This window comes from Methylobacterium sp. FW102-HT35C08 (assembly GCF_058790235.1).
Genome location: NZ_JBYTCL010000002.1, coordinates 5,866,733 through 5,883,209, shown reverse-complemented (window position 1 = coordinate 5,883,209; position 16,477 = coordinate 5,866,733). Strand labels below are relative to the sequence as shown.

At 69.4% G+C, this 16,477-nt stretch carries 16 protein-coding genes; 6 read left to right on the top strand and 10 right to left on the bottom strand.

Annotated features, from left to right (window positions below):
- Positions 1 to 14 precede the first annotated feature (14 nt).
- The 3 genes from AC3WSN_RS28145 to AC3WSN_RS28135 all read right to left on the bottom strand — a co-directional run bounded on the left by AC3WSN_RS28145 (position 15) and on the right by AC3WSN_RS28135 (position 2,878).
- A complete protein-coding gene (locus AC3WSN_RS28145; RefSeq protein ID WP_492542444.1) occupies positions 15 to 482 on the bottom strand; it encodes a hypothetical protein in 468 nt (155 codons plus the stop codon).
- A gap of 368 nt (positions 483 to 850) precedes the next feature.
- The gene (gene phbB, locus AC3WSN_RS28140; RefSeq protein ID WP_192706481.1) at positions 851 to 1,579 is read right to left on the bottom strand and encodes an acetoacetyl-CoA reductase; all 729 of its coding nucleotides are present in this window, start codon (positions 1,577 to 1,579) and stop codon (positions 851 to 853) included.
- Positions 1,580 to 1,693: 114 nt separating this feature from the next.
- A complete protein-coding gene (locus AC3WSN_RS28135; protein ID WP_492542442.1) occupies positions 1,694 to 2,878 on the bottom strand; it encodes an acetyl-CoA C-acetyltransferase in 1,185 nt (394 codons plus the stop codon).
- A gap of 324 nt (positions 2,879 to 3,202) precedes the next feature.
- On the opposite strand from AC3WSN_RS28135, the gene phaR reads away from it, so the two are divergent.
- Positions 3,203 to 3,793 (top strand): polyhydroxyalkanoate synthesis repressor PhaR, encoded by a 591-nt coding sequence (gene phaR, locus AC3WSN_RS28130; protein ID WP_492542440.1) that lies wholly within the window; start codon positions 3,203 to 3,205, stop codon positions 3,791 to 3,793.
- 452 nt (positions 3,794 to 4,245) lie between these two features.
- On the opposite strand, the gene rpmF is transcribed toward phaR, so the two are convergent.
- Positions 4,246 to 4,434, bottom strand: coding sequence for a 50S ribosomal protein L32 (rpmF, locus tag AC3WSN_RS28125; RefSeq protein WP_003601373.1), 189 nt, complete (start codon positions 4,432 to 4,434; stop codon positions 4,246 to 4,248).
- A gap of 226 nt (positions 4,435 to 4,660) precedes the next feature.
- Here rpmF and AC3WSN_RS28120 point away from each other — a divergent pair, with 226 nt between their 5' ends.
- On the top strand, positions 4,661 to 5,020 hold the full coding sequence (locus AC3WSN_RS28120; protein ID WP_238194898.1) for a helix-hairpin-helix domain-containing protein: 360 nt from the start codon (positions 4,661 to 4,663) through the stop codon (positions 5,018 to 5,020).
- Positions 5,021 to 5,024: 4 nt separating this feature from the next.
- On the opposite strand, the gene AC3WSN_RS28115 is transcribed toward AC3WSN_RS28120, so the two are convergent.
- Complete coding sequence (locus AC3WSN_RS28115; RefSeq protein ID WP_492542436.1) at positions 5,025 to 5,663, bottom strand: hypothetical protein; 639 nt, start codon at positions 5,661 to 5,663, stop codon at positions 5,025 to 5,027.
- The gene (locus AC3WSN_RS28110; protein ID WP_238194896.1) at positions 5,660 to 5,962 is read right to left on the bottom strand and encodes a hypothetical protein; all 303 of its coding nucleotides are present in this window, start codon (positions 5,960 to 5,962) and stop codon (positions 5,660 to 5,662) included. The genes AC3WSN_RS28115 and AC3WSN_RS28110 overlap by 4 nt, the downstream gene beginning before the upstream one ends.
- A gap of 195 nt (positions 5,963 to 6,157) precedes the next feature.
- Between AC3WSN_RS28110 and AC3WSN_RS28105 the strand changes: the two genes are divergently transcribed.
- Positions 6,158 to 9,037 (top strand): phosphoenolpyruvate carboxylase, encoded by a 2,880-nt coding sequence (locus tag AC3WSN_RS28105; RefSeq protein WP_492542434.1) that lies wholly within the window; start codon positions 6,158 to 6,160, stop codon positions 9,035 to 9,037.
- Between the two features lie 115 nt (positions 9,038 to 9,152).
- On the opposite strand, the gene AC3WSN_RS28100 is transcribed toward AC3WSN_RS28105, so the two are convergent.
- The 3 genes from AC3WSN_RS28100 to AC3WSN_RS28090 form a co-directional block, all read right to left on the bottom strand.
- A complete protein-coding gene (locus AC3WSN_RS28100) occupies positions 9,153 to 10,625 on the bottom strand; it encodes a PAS domain-containing protein (RefSeq protein ID WP_492542432.1) in 1,473 nt (490 codons plus the stop codon).
- A 215-nt stretch (positions 10,626 to 10,840) separates the two neighbouring features.
- The gene (locus AC3WSN_RS28095) at positions 10,841 to 11,293 is read right to left on the bottom strand and encodes an NfeD family protein (protein ID WP_492542430.1); all 453 of its coding nucleotides are present in this window, start codon (positions 11,291 to 11,293) and stop codon (positions 10,841 to 10,843) included.
- A 5-nt stretch (positions 11,294 to 11,298) separates the two neighbouring features.
- On the bottom strand, positions 11,299 to 12,276 hold the full coding sequence (locus AC3WSN_RS28090) for an SPFH domain-containing protein (RefSeq protein ID WP_192706472.1): 978 nt from the start codon (positions 12,274 to 12,276) through the stop codon (positions 11,299 to 11,301).
- Positions 12,277 to 12,627: 351 nt separating this feature from the next.
- On the opposite strand from AC3WSN_RS28090, the gene AC3WSN_RS28085 reads away from it, so the two are divergent.
- The 3 genes from AC3WSN_RS28085 to AC3WSN_RS28075 are packed head-to-tail and all read left to right on the top strand — an operon-like array spanning position 12,628 to position 15,852.
- Complete coding sequence (locus AC3WSN_RS28085; RefSeq protein WP_492542428.1) at positions 12,628 to 13,722, top strand: glycosyltransferase family 4 protein; 1,095 nt, start codon at positions 12,628 to 12,630, stop codon at positions 13,720 to 13,722.
- Between the two features lies 1 nt (position 13,723).
- Entirely contained in the window at positions 13,724 to 14,812 is a 1,089-nt protein-coding gene (locus AC3WSN_RS28080) for a glycosyltransferase family 2 protein (protein WP_492542426.1), read from the top strand.
- Positions 14,809 to 15,852 carry a glycosyltransferase gene (locus AC3WSN_RS28075; protein WP_492542424.1) on the top strand — a complete coding sequence of 348 codons (1,044 nt, stop codon included), beginning with the start codon at positions 14,809 to 14,811 and terminating at the stop codon, positions 15,850 to 15,852. Before AC3WSN_RS28080 ends, AC3WSN_RS28075 begins: the two co-directional genes overlap by 4 nt.
- Before the next feature lie 414 nt (positions 15,853 to 16,266).
- On the opposite strand, the gene AC3WSN_RS28070 is transcribed toward AC3WSN_RS28075, so the two are convergent.
- Positions 16,267 to 16,449, bottom strand: a complete 183-nt coding sequence (locus AC3WSN_RS28070; protein WP_160533674.1) for a hypothetical protein — start codon at positions 16,447 to 16,449, stop codon at positions 16,267 to 16,269.
- Positions 16,450 to 16,477: the final 28 nt, after the last annotated feature.

Below are 16,477 nucleotides of genomic sequence, written 5' to 3'. Positions count from 1 at the left end.
TCCTTCGGACCAGGTCAGCGGGCGCGGCAGTTCGGGCCGTACCAAGTCATGGTCCGGCGATCCATGCCGCCGTCGGTCGAGGCTCCGCAGACAGGGAAGCGCGGGTCGCCGCTGCGCTGAAGGCTTGCGAACTTGTAGAGATCCTGCCGGGCCTCGCGGCGGCGATTCTGCTCGGCGAGTTGGGCCTGCCAGTACAGGTTGCTGTTGGCCTGGGCCGCGGCGCGCTGCTGGTGAAGCCCCATCATGCACTCGGCAAATGCGTCGGTCTCGGGCTCGAACCCGAAGGCGTAGCACTGGTTCTGATCCATCGCGTGCCGTTCCTGCGGTGTGACGCAGGCGGCGAGGCCGAGCGCGCAGGCCGCTGCGAGACCGAGCTTGAAGGCGGCCGGAAGCCCACCCCGAACGGCGGCGGCGCGCGAAGAACAGTTCCGATCGTCGCTAACAGGGTGAACGTCGAACTTACCGTCAAACCAGGTGTTCATGATGCCCGCGGTCTCGTTTTTCTGTCCGCGCGAACATCCGCGACGCGACAGAACGGGACCTATACGAGGTGCATCGATTTGTTCGTGTTTCAGAGCACGCGCGCGATTGTGCCGTTCCCTGCCCGCAATGCCCGTTTTCCCCGGACATTGAACACCGTGAACCGGGAAGGGATTTTCTCACACGTGCGGGGATGAGCGCGGGGCGCGCCAATCCGGCCGACCTGGATCGGCCCTCATCCGCGGGACGTCATCGCATCGGGCGTGCAACAGAACGGGTGCAGCGGGACAGGTTCGCTCGAAGGGGCGATGCGGCGTACCGGAGCAGGTTTATGGACGCGCCGGGCCGAACCCGGCGCGCCCGGTCGCAATCAGACGAAGTGCTGCCCGCCGTTGATTGTCAGCGTCGAGCCGTTGACGAAGCCCGCCTCGTCGCTGGCAAGATACTCGACCGCGTGGGCGATCTCGTCGGCCTCGCCGAGGCGGCCGGTCGGGATCGTCGAGATGATCTTGTTCCGGATGTCCTCCGGCACCGCCATCACCATCTCGGTGGCGATGTAGCCCGGCGCGATCACGTTGACGGTGATGCCCTTGGCGGCACTCTCCTGGGCCAGCGCCTTGGCGAAGCCGATCACGCCGGCCTTGGCGGCCGAGTAGTTGGTCTGCCCGGCCTGGCCCTTCTGGCCGTTGATCGACGAGATGATGATGATGCGGCCGAAGCTGCGGCTGCGCATGCCCTCGATCAGCGGACGGGTGCAGGTGAACATCGAGTCGAGGTTGGTCTTGATGACCGCCTGCCACTTCTCGAAGGTCATCTTGTGGAAGGCACCGTCGCGGGTGATGCCGGCGTTGTTGACCAGGATGTCCACCGGGCCGAGCTCGGCCTCGATCGCCTTGATGCCGGCCTCGCAGCTGGCAAGATCACCGACGTCGAACTTGAAGACCGGGATGCCGGTCTCGGCCTTGAAGGCGTTGGCCGCCTCGTCGTTGCCGCCGTAATTGGCAGCAACCTTGTAGCCCTTGTTCTTGAGCCGCTTGGATATAGCCGCGCCGATACCGCGGGTGCCGCCCGTCACGAGGGCGACGCGTCCTTGGGTCATTGTTTCCTCCTGTTCGCATCACGTGATGCCGCGTGCGGATGGCGTCCGCACGCGATTTTTTCTGACTTCGGCCTTAAGTCTATGTTGTTGGCCGAGACAGACGTTCCGGACGAATCAGGTCCGCTCGATACACATCGCGACGCCCATGCCGCCGCCGATGCAGAGCGTGGCGAGGCCCTTCTTGGCGTCGCGCCGCTTCATCTCGTGCAGCAGGGTGACGAGCACGCGGGCCCCGGAGGCGCCGATCGGGTGACCGATGGCGATGGCGCCGCCATTGACGTTCACCTTCGCGTCATCCCAGCCCATGTCCTTGTTCACGGCCAGCGCCTGCGCCGCGAAGGCTTCGTTGGCCTCGATCAGGTCGAGGTCGGACGGCTTCCAGCCCGCCTTGTCCAGCGCCTTGCGCGAGGCCGGGATCGGGCCCGTGCCCATCACCTTCGGGTCGACGCCCGCGGTCGCCCAGGACTTGATCCGCGCGAGCGGGGTCAGGCCACGGCGCTCGGCCTCCGAGGCCGACATCAGCACGAGCGCGGCGGCGCCGTCGTTGAGGCCGGACGCGTTGGCGGCCGTCACTGTTCCCTCCTTGGCGAAGGCGGGCTTCAGCTTGGCCATCGCCTCGATGGTGGCGCCGTCGCGGATGTACTCGTCGGTATCGACGACGGTGTCGCCCTTCTTGCCGGGCACCGTGACGGGGACGATCTCGTCCTTGAAGCGGCCCTCCTTGCGGGCGGCCTCAGCCTTGTTCTGCGAGCGCGTCGCGAACTGGTCCTGCTGCTCGCGGGTGAGCTGAAAGGCCTGGGCGACGTTCTCGGCGGTCTGGCCCATGTGGTAGCCGTTGAAGGCGTCCCAGAGCCCGTCCTTGATCATGGTGTCGACGAGCTTGAGGTCGCCCATTTTCTGGCCGCCGCGCAGATACTGCGCATGGGGCGAGAGCGACATGGATTCCTGGCCGCCGGCCACGATGACCTTGGCGTCGCCGTTGGCGATCTGCTGCATGCCGATGGCGACCGTGCGCAGGCCCGAGCCGCAGACCTGGTTGAGGCCCCAGGCAGTGGCCTTCTCGGGGATGCCGGCCTTGATGGCCGCCTGACGGGCGGGGTTCTGGCCGGCGCCCGCGGTGAGCACCTGGCCGAAGATCACCTCGTCCACGTCGTCGGGCGAGACCTTGGCGCGCTCCAGAGCGGCCTTGATCGCGGTCGCGCCGAGCTCGTGGGCCGGCACCGCCCCGAAGGCGCCGCCGAACGAGCCGACCGGCGTGCGCGCGGCCCCGACGATGACGATCTCTTCGCTGCCTGCCATGTGAACGTTCTCCTCTCACGAGCCGGCGCGCCTTCCTCTTCCCGGGCGCGCTCTGTGCCGGTCTTGGGATGAAGGGCGTGAGAGAGGCGAAGTCAAGGTTGTGCATCGGCGGCGTGAAGCCCCCGATGACGTGTCGAAGAGACTGAAATGATCTCGCCGGCGGGCGGGCTCTGCATTATTCTGCGTTGAAGACGTGCAATTTGCTGTTTTCTGCGCCCGGAGAAGGCTTTAAGGATCGTGCTGCGGGCGCGAAGACGGCCCCCGCCAGGCCGCACCGCGCGCCTGCAACGCCCCTAGGTCCCGAGTCCAGAAAGGCCGTTCCCGATGGCGGATACCGTCAAGGCCACCCAGACCGTCATCAAGAAGTACGCCAACCGGCGCCTCTACCACACGGGCACCTCGACCTACGTGACGCTGGAAGACCTCGCCACGATGGTCCAGAACGGCGAGGACTTCGTCGTCTACGACGCGCGGACGGGCGACGATATCACCCGCTCGGTGCTCACCCAGATCATCTTCGAGCAGGAGAACAAGGCCGGCGCGGAAAACCTGCTGCCGGTGGCCTTCCTGCGCCAGCTGATCCGCTTCTACGGCGACAGCATGCGCACGATGGTGCCGAGCTTCCTGGAATTCTCAATGGCGAACTTCGCCAAGGATCAGGACGGCCTGCGCGAGAAATTCGCCCACAGCTTTGGCCCGGCCGCGTTTCAGAACGCGATCGAGCAGCAGGTCCGCACCAACATGAGCTTCTTCGGTGATGCCATGAAGATGTTCACGGGCTTCGCACCGCCCGCCGCCGGGTCGCACCCACAGGCAGCGCCCGCGCCGACTCCCTATGCCGGCGGCGAGCTGGACGACCTCAAGCGCCAGATGCTCGAGATGCAGCAGCGCCTGGAAGCGCTCGCAAAGAAATAATTATCGCCGGTGCGGCGGTATCGAAGGTTGACGATTAGTAAACATCGGCCCCACCTTTGCGACATCGGCACGGAAACGTGCGGAGGATGTCGCGATGATGCGGATCGGAACAGGCAGTCGTCCCGAGCCGGCACAGGTCCGGCCCGTGCGGGACGTGCCAGGGTCGACCGAAGGCACCCGTCAGGAGGGCACGCAGCCGCCACGGCGCGCGCCACCCGCGTCCGAGGCACGCGCGCTCGTCCTGATTGAAGGTGGCCAGTCTGAGCGGTCCGAAAGGGTCGCATCGGCGGAACACCCGGCCGCGGGAAAACCGCGCGCGGGCTTCATCGCACACTTGCTGACGGCCGGAGACCCGGCGCTGCTTCCGTCGCGTCTGGAGCGAACCCGTATGGCCGCCGCGTGCTACGCGGAGGCCGCGCGGCGCCTCGCCTGAGGCGCCGCGCTCGCGAGGCTCAAGCCTCGGCGGACTTCACCTTGAGCACCTGACGGCCGCGGTACATGCCGGTCTTCAGGTCGATGTGGTGCGGACGGCGCAGCTCGCCCGAATCCTTGTCCTCCACGTAGGTCGGCGCCTTGAGGGCGTCGGCCGAGCGGCGCATGCCGCGGCGGGAGGGGGAAGTCTTTCGCTTCGGAACGGCCATGACTGGATCCTTCGTGACGCCGCGGACAAAGCGGCGCGCGGGCGGCTCCTCGATCGAGGATCGCCACGCACACCGCGGGATACGGATGAGGGCGCGCTTATAGCGCCGGCGCCGGCCCCTGGCTAGAGGCGCCCGACCACAACCGTTAAGCGCGGGTTCAAGCGAAGCCGTGCAAACCTGACGCGACGGTGCCGCGGAGCGGGCCGTGCCTCTCGGGAGAAACGCCATGGCTTCCTCCACCAAGACCCTCGCCCTCCTCGCCCTGTTGTCGAGTCTCGTCGGCGCCCCTGCCCTGGCGCAGGCGCCGCAGACCCCGACGACCGCGGCGCCGACCGCCCCGGCCAAGCCGACGGCGCCGAGCGCCCCCGTCGCCGGATCGCCCAATGCCGCCAAGGGTGCGCTCCTCGACCTCAACAGCGCGAGCACCGAGGAGCTCGACGCGCTCCCCGGCATCGGCGCGGCCCGCGCGGCGGCGATCATCAAGGGCCGCCCCTATCGCGGCAAGGACGAGCTGGTTTCCAAGAAGATCATCCCGAAGAACGTCTACGACGGCATCAAGGACAAGGTGATCGCCAAGCAGAAGTGACCGCCTACTCGGCGATCGCGCCCTGAGGCATGGAGAAGCCCGGGGGTGTCTTCTCGGCCGCGGCCTTCGGGGCCGCGTTCCGGGCCGGGCTCTTCTTCCGTGCCACGGGCTTCGGCGCCGCCTTCACGGCCGGTGGATCCTCGCAGGCCCGGAAGGTGAGCTCCGCCAGAGGGCTGCCCTCCTCAGAGACGATGGCGATGGGATCGGGCAGCGTCGGCAGGGCCGCCTGCCAACGGATCGGGCCGCCGAGCATCGCTTCGATCGCCGCCGGGGCGCTGCCGCGCCGCAGGGTGCTGAAATCCGGCCCGTAGGCGGTGGCGACCTTGCCGCCCACCACCACCAGCAGGACTTCGTTGACCTCGGGCGTCAGGGGTCGGAGCGGGTTGGTCGTCCGGACCTGCCCGGCCCGGGTCACCACCATCTTGAAGCCCTTCGCGCCCTCGAAGCGAGCGGCCCGCGCGCCGCAGGGCTGCTCGACCGGCGGAGCGGCGGCCGGCGTGGGCGTCCCCGCCTGCGACGTTGACGGATCCGGCGTCGGGCTCGGCGCAGCCGGTGCGGGCGCGTTCTGGGCCAGGGACGGCTGAGACGGCACGGCCGAAAGGCAGGCCGCACCAGCCAGCAGCAGCCACGCGAATGCCCTCATCGCCCGGACTCCGGCCCATCGCGCCGCGGCCGCTCGATCCGCTCCGTCCTGTCGAGTGCTCTGATCGGTTCCAATTCGATCGCGTCCAAATCCAAGACACGCGGATCCAGCACCTGTGCCGTGCGATCGATCGGGCTCCGGCGAGCGCCGACCGAGCCGATGAGCAGGTGCTCGTCATCCACGTCGAGTTCGGAGTCCATGCGGAGGGGCTCGCGCCGCGTCCTCGCCGCCATGGCAAGAACAGTCACGATGGCGACGGCGAAGACCAGTACGGCCAGGATGATCAGCAGGCGCTCCATGCTGGTCGAAGCTCTACTCTGCCTGGAGGGGCGCCGTCACCCCGTCGCGCGCGACGGCCTGCGCCCGGTGTCCGGAATCGACTCTCGCGGGGCCGGATCCCGCACCGCCTTCCTGCGCTGCCGACGACGCGGAACGCTCCTTGCGTGGAGCGGCGGAGCGGGTAGATGCGGGCAGACCCGAGGCGGAATCGATCGATGCAGCACCAGCCGAGCCGCAAGCCTGAGGAGCTGGAGGGCCACCTCCTCGGCCTGATCGAGGCAGCCCGCGACCAAGCCCGGGAGGATCCGTTCCGCAACCCGGTCCTGGCGGTCACCCTGGCGATCACGCGCCGCTTCGACCGGAACGAGATCTCAGCGGCCGATCTCGACAGCCTGTTCGTACGGCTGCGCGCCGCGTCCCTGGACTCGCGGGCAGCGCGGCTGCGGGCCTATGTCGGGCTGGAGGCTGGGCCGGCCGACCCGCAGGCAGCCATCCCGGCGCGCTTGGTCGCGGCGGTTCCCGACCGGCCCGACGCCTTCGAGGGCTTCGCGGACTTCATCCGCCGCACCGCCTTCGCGGTCGTCTTCACGGCCCATCCGACCTTCGGCATGCCGCGGGCCGTGGCGAGCCTGCTTGCGGAGGCGGCCAGCCTGCCCGACGAGACGGCCCGCACCGGCCTGATCGCGCAAGCCGCTTCGCACTCGACCCGTCCGGACGCGCCGATCACCCTGGATGTCGAGTTCGAGCAGGCCTGCGCGGCCGCCAATAACGGCCGGCTCGCCCTCGACGCGTTCAACGGTGCGGTGCTCGACGCCGCCCGCGCCCGCTGGCCCGACCGCTGGACCGAGCTGACCCCCCGCCCCTTCGCGATCGCCAGCTGGGTCGGCTGCGACACTGACGGCCGCACCGATATCGGCTGGTGGGACACCCTGCGCTACCGGCTGATCTCGAAGCGCATGCAGTTCGACCGGGTGATGCGCGAGCTGCCCGAGATCGGGGCCTGCCGCGAGGTCCGCGCCCTGGCTGAGGGCGCCCTGGCGGCCGTGAACCGCCAGCTCGCCGTCGCGCCCCGCCTCGGCGACAAGCCCTCCCTCGAAGCGGTGCACCGCTTCTCGCTGGCGCTGATCATTGAGCGCGAGCGCGCCCAGACCGATGCGGGCCAACTGATCGCCGGTCTCACCGCGGCGCTGGAGGCAGCCGGGGATCCGGCCGACCAGCGCAGGATCGCCGTCCTGCGGGCTGGCGTCGCCACGCACGGCCTGTCGAACGCGCTGCCGCATTTCCGGCTGAACGCCAGCCAGATCCACAACGCGGTCCGCCGCGTCGTCGACCTGGAGGGCGAACCCACCGACGCGGCGCGCCGCCGCTCGCATCTGGCGACAGTTCACGCGCTGCTGAACGACGTGCGGCCCGTGGCGGTGGATTTCGGCGCGCTGGCCGCCGAGCGCGCCTCGGCCGCCCGGCTGATGATGACGATCGCCCAGATCCTCAAGCACGTCGACGGCACGCACCCGGTCCGCTTCCTGATCGCCGAGACCGAGACCGGCTACACCCTGCTCGCCGCCCTCTGGCTCGCCCGCCACTACGGCATCGCCGACCGGCTGGAGATCACGCCGCTCTTCGAGACGGCGAGCGCCCTGGAACAGGGCATTCGGGTGCTCGACGATGCCCTGCGCAACCCGCACTGGCGTCAGTACCTGAAGCGCATCGGGCGGCTCACCGTGCAGTTCGGCTACTCGGATTCCGGCCGCTACGTCGGGCAGCTCGCCGCGACCTTCTGGATTGAGCGGCTGCGGCTGCGCATCACTGAGATGCTGGTGCAGAACGGCTTGGCCGATATCGAGCTCGCGATCTTCGACACCCACGGCGAGTCGATCGGGCGCGGCGCCCATCCCACCTCGCTGCGCGACCGCCTCGCCTATCTTGCCCCGGAGGATGCCCGGGACCGCGCCCGCAAGGCCGGGATCAGGGTCCGGCTGGAATCGAGCTTCCAGGGCACCGACGGCTACCTGCTCTACGGCACCGAGGCGCTGGCAGCGGCAAGCGTCGCCCGCATCGCCGAGCACGTCTACGCACTCGATGTGGCCGAAGACGACACCTTCTCGGACTACGCCCTCAACGACGTGCAAGCGAACGCCGACGCCACGGACGACCCGATCTATTCCGAGCCGGATTTCGCGCTCGAGTTCTTCACCGCGGCCCGCCAGGACATGGAGGCGCTGGTGGACGATCCGGGATACGCCGCTCTGCTCGGCACGTTCGGCCCGAACCTGATCGATCGCACCGGTTCACGGCCCGTCGCGCGCCAGAGCGACAATGGCGGCCCGGCCCGCATCACCCATCCCCGGCAGATGCGGGCCATCCCCAACAACGCGATTCTGCACCAGCTCGGCTTCCTGGCGAACTCGCTGCATGGGATCGGCCGCGCCGCCCAGCGCGGCCCGGACCTGTTCCGGGATATGCGACGCGACTCCGTGCGGTTCTCGCGCGCCTTCCGGTTGGTGCAGCATGCCGCCTCGGTGGGCGATCTCGACGTGCTGCGCGCCTATATCGACACGCTCGATCCGGCCGTGTGGCTGGAGCGCGCCCGGCGCACGCAGAAGGACTTCCGCCGCGACGAGTTGGTGGTGATCTCGGGCGCGCTGGAGCGCCTCGATCTCGCGTCCGCTCTCCGGAGCCTGTTCGGTCGACTGACCCGCGACTGGCTGGCCCTCACCGCGGCTGCCCCCGACCTGCCGGCGATGTCGGCACGGCTGACGCTGCTGCACGCCCTCCGGCTCGCGCTGATCCACCGGATCTGGTTCCTGGCGGTCCATATCCCGGGCTTCCGACCGCAGGCCGGCATCTCCCGCGAGCAGCTCTTGGAGCGCTTCCTGCGGCTCGACATCGACGGCTGCCTGAAGCTTCTCGACGAGATCTTTCCGATCACGCCGGATCCGACCCTCGGCCTCAACTTCGGCGAGCCGGCGGGCCCGCGCGATGTCGGCACCTACGAGGCGGAGCACGCTAACCTGTTCCAGCCGATCCGGCGCATGTTCGACCAGGTGCGCGAGATCTCCGGCATGATCCAGCACGAGGTCGGGGCGTTTGGGTAGAAGCGGCGCGCTCGGCTGGCGGCGCCTGTCGGCGCTGGCGCGATCCAGAAGCGTCTCGACACCCAATCAGCGCGACGAACGCGGGCTGTGATGGGCTGGCCGTCAGACCGCGGGCCTACGGGCTACGGCCTTGATCCGGCAACGGCGCCTCCAGCGTGAACACCACGCCGCGGCGGCGGTAGTCGATCGCCGCCGTGCCGACCATCTCGGCGGCCAGGGCTCGCTCGATCAGGCGCGAGCCGAACCCGCGGTGCGTCGGCGCGACGACCGGCGGCCCGTCGACCTCCTCCCAGCGCAACCAGAGCTGGGCAGGTTGCGATCCGTCCACCATGTCCCAGTTGAGGATTACGCGGCCTCTGTCGTTCGACAAGGCACCGTATTTCACCGCGTTGGTCGCCAGTTCGTGCAGCGCCATGGTGAAGGCGAGGGTCAGGCGCGGCGGGAGCCAGACTTCGGGACCGCTGACGACGAAGCGTCGCGCAGCGCCGCTCTGAAACGCCAGCAACGCCTCGTCCACGATCTGCCCGAGCGGCGCGCCCTCCCAATCCTTCCGGGTCAGCACATCGTGGGCGGTCGCGAGCGATTGCAGCCGGGCATCCAACGTCCGGTACGCCTCCTCGAGTGAGGCCGCATTGCGGAGTGTCTGGTGCGCGATCGACTGCAGGGTCGCCATCGCGTTCTTGACCCGATGGTTGAGTTCCTCGGCCAGAAGCGTCCGATGCTCCTCGGCACGCTTGCGATCGGTGATGTCGATGGTGACGCCGGCCATTGTCAGGGGCTGGCCCTCGGCGCCGTAGAAGGGCTGCCCGCGGGCCTGCAGCCAGCGGACCTCACCGCGCGGCATGCGCACCCGGTACTCGATGTCGTAGTCGGCCCGCGTCGCAATCGAGGCTTGGACGGCGGCCTGCATCCGTGCACGATCCTCCGGCAGGATCGCCTCGACCAAGTCCTCGTACGTGCACGGCTCGTCGGGTTCGCGACCGAGATTCCGCTTGCAGCTCTCCGAGGCCAGCAGGCGCATCTCCGTCAAGTCGAGGGTCCATGAGCCGAGCCGCGCGGCCGAGAGGATGAAGCGCAGGCGCTCCTCGCTGCGCATCAGGTCGTTGGTGCGGCGCTCGACCGCCTGCTCCAGGGCGTCGCGATCGCGCTGGATCCGGGCCAGCTTGTCCCGTTCCAGCGTGACGTCGAACTGCGAGGCGAAGAAGTAGGTCAGCTCTCCGTCCCGGTCGAAGACAGGGGAGATCAGCAGGCGGTTCCAGAAGACCTCGCCGTCCTTCTTATGGTTCAGCAGCTCGATCTCTATGGGAACACGCCGGGCTATGGCGGACCGGATCCTGGCGATATCGTCCCTGTTGGTCTCCGGACCCTGCAGGAAGCGACAATTCTGGCCGACGATCTCGTCGTGGCCGTAGCCGGTCAGCCTCGAGAAGGCCGCGTTCACGAAGACGATCGGATTGTCGGGCTGATTGGGGTCGGTGATCAGCATCGGCATCCGCGTCGCCCGGACGGCGGATACGAACGGATCCGTGCTGGCGTCCGTCCGTGCAAACTCCGCCTCGAAGCGGCTGCGCTCTTGGTGATCTGTCACTATCCGTCGCCCACGCCGCGACCACCGGCATGCGTCCTCCGCATCCGTTCCAGCCTGACCGTAACACCGGATAACTCGCTTGCGCGCAACTCACTCTTTGTCGCAGCTGGGCCTCGGGACGGACTCGCGCGAAGATTTCCCGCGCAGCCCCTACAGGTCGCTCTTGACGCCGCGCGAACACACGGCGGTGGCGAAACCATCCCCGCAGAGGGGCATCACGCCGCCTCGACCCGCAGCACGGTTCCGCTGATGCCCGTGACCCGCACCCGCTCGCCGACGGCCAGATCCGGTCCCGCGATCCGCCACAGCGTGTCATCGAAGCGGATGCGACCCGCACCCTGCACTATCGGCTCCTCCAGGATGGCCTCCCGCCCGATCAGGCCCCGATCGGGACGGTTCAGCGCCGGCCCGCCCGCGCCGCGCCTGTGCAGGCGGCTGGCGATCCCGACCAGGATGACGGCCAGCCCCGCGAAGAGCAGGGTCTGGCCCTGCCAAGGCATCGAGATCGCGGCCGCGGAGAGCCCGGTGGCGAGCGCCGCCAAGCCGAGCCAGATCAGGAACACGCCGGGAATCAGGATCTCGGCCGCCGCTAGGACGAGGCCGGCGATCACCCAGATCCAGGCAGCTCCGACAGACTCGACGGCGCCGAGGACGGACGTGAGTGTCATAGGTATCACGCCCGTGGCGACGCCACGTTGGGCGGGGTTCCCGCGCGGCGCGGCGGCGCACCGTCGCCGAACACGCTGCGGGTCAGCTCCCCGATGCCCCCGAGGGTCCCGGCCAGCGCGGCCGCCTCGATCGGCACCACGACGACCCGCTGGTTGGGTGCGGTGGCTATAGCGCGGACGGCATCGACGTATTTCTCCGCCACCAAGAAATTCGCCGCCGCGATATCACCCTCGGCGATGGCCCGGCTGACCATCCCGGTCGCCGCCGCCTCGGCTTCGGCGGAGCGCTCGCGTGCCTCGGCGTCGCGGAAGGCCGCTTCCCGCCGGCCCTCCGCCTCAAGGATCGCCGATTGCTTGCGCCCCTCCGCCCTCAGGATCTCGGCGGCGCGCTGCCCCTCCGCCTCGAGGATCGAGGCGCGCTTCTCCCGCTCGGCCTTCATCTGCCGGGCCATGGCCCCCGCCAGATCGGGCGGCAGCACGATGTCCTTGATCTCGATGCGGTTGATCTTGACGCCCCAGGGCGAGGCCGCAGCATCCATGACCCGGAGCAGGCGCTCGTTGATCTCGTCGCGATGGGCGAGCAATTGATCGAGATCCATCGAGCCGACCACGGTTCGGATGTTGGTCATGGTCAGGGTCGTGGCGGCAAGGTCGAGGTTCGAGACCTCGTAGGATGCCCGTGCCGCGTCGAGCACTTGGTAGAAGACCACCGCGTCGATGGTGACGCCGGCATTGTCGCGCGTGAAGGCCTGCTGGCTCGGCACGTCGATCACCTGCTCCATCACGTTGACCCGCCGGCCGACGCGCTCGACGAAGGGCGTGATCAAGCCCAGGCCGGCATCCAGGCTGCGCGCGTAGCGACCGAAGCGCTCCACCGTGAAGACATAGCCCTGCGGCACGATCTTCACGCCGGCCGCCAGGGTGATGACCGCCAGCGCCGCGGCGCCGACCGCGAAGACGCTCAGCCCGAGCGGAAGATCCATCGATGGCCCCCTAATCCGCCGCGCGCGGATACCGGCCGACGGTCTGAAGCGCAGCCTATCAGTTGAGCCGCGTGCCCGCGAGCGCCGCCCATCCGCGGTGGCGCGATCCACAATCCGGGGATGGACCGAGCGCTGCGTGAACGCGCGCCCTGCGGATCTGATCATCAGCGGTTCAGGCCGCCGCGCTTAGGACAGACGAAAGCGTCGCGCTTGTCGTCGCTCAGGTCCTCTCATCGCAACGCTTGTTGAAGAAACAATCGGCATGATCCCTGCCACGCTTGCCGCGGAAAGAAGTCCTTTCGCGCCACGGTGGGCGGCAGATTTCCCCATCCTCCCGGACTTGGTGCGCGCGTGAAGATCGCTGTCCTCGCACATCTGAAATACCCGATCGGTCAGCCCTATGCCGGCGGGTTGGAGATGCACACGCACCTCCTTACCGTCGCCCTGAAGCGGCACGGGCACGAGGTGACGCTGTTCGCGAGCCGCGGGTCAGACCCGGCTCTGGACCCGGTGATGCTCTGCGATCCGACCGGGGATGCGCTGCTTGACCCGGAGCGCGAGGACGCGATCGACCGCGCCGAGCACGATGCCTACCGGCGGATGATGGATATGGTCGCGGCCGGCGGCTTCGACCTCGTGCACAACAATTCCCTCCACGCCCTGCCCTTGCGCGAGAGTGCCCGGCTCGGCCTGCCCTGGGTCACGGTGCTGCATACGCCGCCGTTCGACGCCCTCACGGCCGGGGTGGTCGAGGCCGATCCCGACATGGCGTTCCTGGCCGTCTCGCCCTCGCTGGCGCAGGAATGGGCCTCGCTCGTGCCGGGCGCACAGGTGGTCGATAACGGCGTCGATCTCTCGACCTTCGCGTTCTCGGAACGGTCCGACGATCCGGCCTTCGCCTTCTGGTCCGGGCGGATCGTGCCCGAGAAGGGGCTGCACCTTGCCATCGACGCCGCCCGCGCGGCCGGGCTGCCGCTGACCTTCGCGGGCCCGAAGCTCAACCCCGGCTACTGGGCCGCCGAGATCGCGCCGCGCCTCGGCCCGGACCTGACGCATCTCGGGCATCTCTCGCACCGGGATCTCGCACATCATCTCGGGCGCGCCCGGGTGGCGATCGTCTCGCCGCGCTGGGAGGAGCCCTTCGGCCTCGTCGTGGCCGAGGCGCTCGCCTGCGGCACGCCGGTGGCCGCCTTCCGCCGGGGTGCCATGCCGAATATCCTCGACGCCCGGTGCGGCCGCCTCGCCCGGCCGGACGATGCACAGGATCTCTCGGTGGCGATCCGCGAGGCGGCCGGCCTGTCGCGCCGCGCCTGTCGCGATCGGGCCGAGGCGCTCTACGATGCCGCCGCCATGACCGACCGGTACCTCGATGCCTACGAGGCGGTGATCGCGCGCTGCGCCGAGCGGGCGCGGCCGGCCCTGCGCATCGCCGGACGGCGGGCCTGACATGAGCGCCGACGCGGACCGCACCCTGCCCTGCGCCGTCTGTATCCCGGCACGGAACGAGGCTGACCGCCTGCCGCGGCTGCTCGCCTCCCTGGCCGAGCAAGACTGTATTCCGCTGCGGAGCGCCTTGCGGGTCGTGGTCCTCGCTAACAACTGCACCGACGGGACCGTGGCGGCGATCCGCGCCCTCGAAGCGTCCGGCGCCCTGGCGCCGCTCGCGCTCCGGTTGATCGAGGTGCGGCTTGCCGGTGCGGAGGCGCATGTCGGCACCGCGCGGCGCAGGGCGCTCGACGCCGGGGCCGAATGGCTCGCCGCGGACGGGATCTCAGACGGCATCCTGCTGACCAGCGATGCCGATGCGCGCCTGCCGGCCGACTGGGTCGGAGCCAATCTCCGCGCGCTGGAGGCGGCCGACGTGGTCGGTGGCCGGCTCGTCATCGACGATGACGGCGAGGCGGATCCGGCGCTCGCGGCGCTGCATGCCCGGATCGAGCGTTACTGGGCCGGCGTCCGGCGGCTGGAAGACATCCTCGATCCGCCGCCGCACGATCCGGCGCCGCGCCACGGCGACCATACCGGCGCGAGCCTCGCTGTCCCAGTGGCTCTCTACCAGGCCGTGGGCGGCCTGCCGCCCCTGCCCTGCGGCGAGGACAACGCCCTGGTCGGGCTGTTGCGCGCGCGCGGCGCCCGCCTGCGTCACTGCCCGGCGGTGCGGGTGATGGTCTCGTCCCGCCACCAGGGCCGGGTCTCGGGCGGCATGGCCACCGAGATGGCCCGCCGCGCCCGGGCGATCGGCGGTGAGGCCTACCTGCTGCCGGAAGCGGCCCATTGGCAGACGCTGATCCTGCGCCGGGCGGCCCTGCGCCGGGCGTTCCACCTCCAGCCTCCGGCCCGTGCCGCCGCCTACGCGCGCCTCGGCCTCGGCCCAGACGACCTCGCCGCTGTCGGCGACTGTCCCAACGACATCGCTTTCGTGGAGCGGGCCGACCAAATCCTCCAAGCGCGCGCCGCACCGGCGCGGGAATGCCCCCTCGACCGGGCCATCGCCGATCTCGACGCGCTGGCTCTCGCCCTGCGGGATGCCGCGTGACCCGGGGGATCGGCTGGTACGTCCATCACCAGGGCGCCGGCCACCTCCAGCGGGCCCGGGCGGTGGCGGCGCATCTGCCCCGCCCATGCACGATCCTGGGCACGCTCGCCGGCTTCGACACCACCGGGCTCGCCATCCTCGACCTGCCGGATGACCGGCCGCTCGGCGATGCCGCCTTCGATGGACGGGACGGCGCGGCCGGCCGGCCGGAGGCGCTGCATTACGCCCCTCTGAACCATCCCGGCCTCCGCGCAAGGATGGCGCGCATCGCCGACTGGGTGGCGCGGACCGATCCGGCGCTCCTCGTGGTCGATGTCTCGGTGGAGGTGGCGCTGTTCGCGCGCCTGCTCTCGGTGCCGACTTTGGTGGTGCGGCTCTCCGGTACCCGCACCGACCAGCCGCATCTCGAAGCCTTCCGCAGCGCCAGCCGCCTCCTCGCGCCCTTTCCCGAAGCGATGGACGGCGGGGGCGTGCCCGAGTGGGTTCGCGCCAAGACAATCTACGCGGGTTTTCTCACCGGACCGACCCTGTCCAACACCGAGGCGAGCCGCGATATCGTGGTGGTGTTTGGCCAAGGCGGCGCGGGCGGCGCCGTTCCCGCTCTGGCCGCGGCGGCGCGGTCCGTACCCGACCGAGCCTGGCACGTGCTGGGCCCGGTCTCTGGCTCGGGCGCGATCCCCGACAATCTGCACCTGCACGGCTGGGTCCCCGACGTCGCGGCCCATGTGTCGCGGGCTGCCCTGCTGGTCGGGGGCGGGGGCGACGGGGTCGTGTCGCTGGCTGCGGCGCAGGCCAAGCGCTTTCTCTGCCTGCCGGAGGCGCGGGCCTACGGCGAGCAGACCGAAAAGGCGGCAGCCCTGGCTCGACTCGGTGCCGCTGTCGTGCAGGAGGGCTGGCCTGAAGCCTCCGCATGGCCGGGCCTGATCCAGGCGGGACTCGCACTTGATCCGGCAGTGATCGGCGGCTTGCATAGTCCGACCGCGGTCGCCGAGTGCGCGGCGGGGATCGATGCGCTGGCCGCTTCATTCGAGCGAACCTGAACGCGGCATCCGCACGCTGCTTTGCGCGCCCGCAATGCGCTCAAGCCGGAGCAGGCCACTCCGAATTTCGGCATTAACCCCCACCGGCTGGAAGCCGTAGTCGAGTCGCAATGGGAGCGAGGACGTACACGATCGGAAGAAGTGGGTCTGTGCGCTGGACCATTCGCCCGACCGGGCGTTTCTGCAATGGCACTTCGACCAGTATGAGAAGAACGCCGGCAGTCTCGGGCGATGTCGCGCCCTACTGGCCACGCTGAACAAGCTATCGCCGACCGCGTCGTATGGGGTTGGTTGAACGCCGCGCTCGAACGCTGTCGTCCGCGCTCTGACGCGTCAGGTCCGGCCGACTCAATCGGCCGAGACTTTCATCGTCGAGGCGCGCCGAACCGATATGCGGCTTCGACGCACGGATCGTTAAGAGATCAGGTCGAGCTTAGCCGCCTCGATCCCGTCCGCCCGGATCGCGTCCGGGATCGCGGAGAAGTCGCGGTATCCGGCTTCACGCGCCATCGCGTCCAGGGCCGTCTGCTCGTCGTCGGCCGCGCCGGTCCAGAGCACCGCACCACTCTTCTTTTGCTTGATCTGAAAGATGCTCATCGATCCATCCCCCATCCTGAGAAGACCA

Coding starts and splice junctions, on each gene's coding strand:
- AC3WSN_RS28095 (WP_492542430.1), bottom strand. CDS start 11,293: ATGACACTCACGTCCGTCCTCGGCGCCGTCGAGTCTGTCGGAGCTGCC.
- AC3WSN_RS28105 (WP_492542434.1), top strand. CDS start 6,158: ATGCAGCACCAGCCGAGCCGCAAGCCTGAGGAGCTGGAGGGCCACCTC.
- AC3WSN_RS28115 (WP_492542436.1), bottom strand. CDS start 5,663: ATGAGGGCATTCGCGTGGCTGCTGCTGGCTGGTGCGGCCTGCCTTTCG.
- AC3WSN_RS28135 (WP_492542442.1), bottom strand. CDS start 2,878: ATGGCAGGCAGCGAAGAGATCGTCATCGTCGGGGCCGCGCGCACGCCG.
- phbB (WP_192706481.1), bottom strand. CDS start 1,579: ATGACCCAAGGACGCGTCGCCCTCGTGACGGGCGGCACCCGCGGTATC.
- AC3WSN_RS28080 (WP_492542426.1), top strand. CDS start 13,724: ATGAGCGCCGACGCGGACCGCACCCTGCCCTGCGCCGTCTGTATCCCG.
- AC3WSN_RS28090 (WP_192706472.1), bottom strand. CDS start 12,276: ATGGATCTTCCGCTCGGGCTGAGCGTCTTCGCGGTCGGCGCCGCGGCG.
- AC3WSN_RS28120 (WP_238194898.1), top strand. CDS start 4,661: ATGGCTTCCTCCACCAAGACCCTCGCCCTCCTCGCCCTGTTGTCGAGT.
- AC3WSN_RS28110 (WP_238194896.1), bottom strand. CDS start 5,962: ATGGAGCGCCTGCTGATCATCCTGGCCGTACTGGTCTTCGCCGTCGCC.
- AC3WSN_RS28145 (WP_492542444.1), bottom strand. CDS start 482: ATGAACACCTGGTTTGACGGTAAGTTCGACGTTCACCCTGTTAGCGAC.
- rpmF (WP_003601373.1), bottom strand. CDS start 4,434: ATGGCCGTTCCGAAGCGAAAGACTTCCCCCTCCCGCCGCGGCATGCGC.
- AC3WSN_RS28070 (WP_160533674.1), bottom strand. CDS start 16,449: ATGAGCATCTTTCAGATCAAGCAAAAGAAGAGTGGTGCGGTGCTCTGG.
- phaR (WP_492542440.1), top strand. CDS start 3,203: ATGGCGGATACCGTCAAGGCCACCCAGACCGTCATCAAGAAGTACGCC.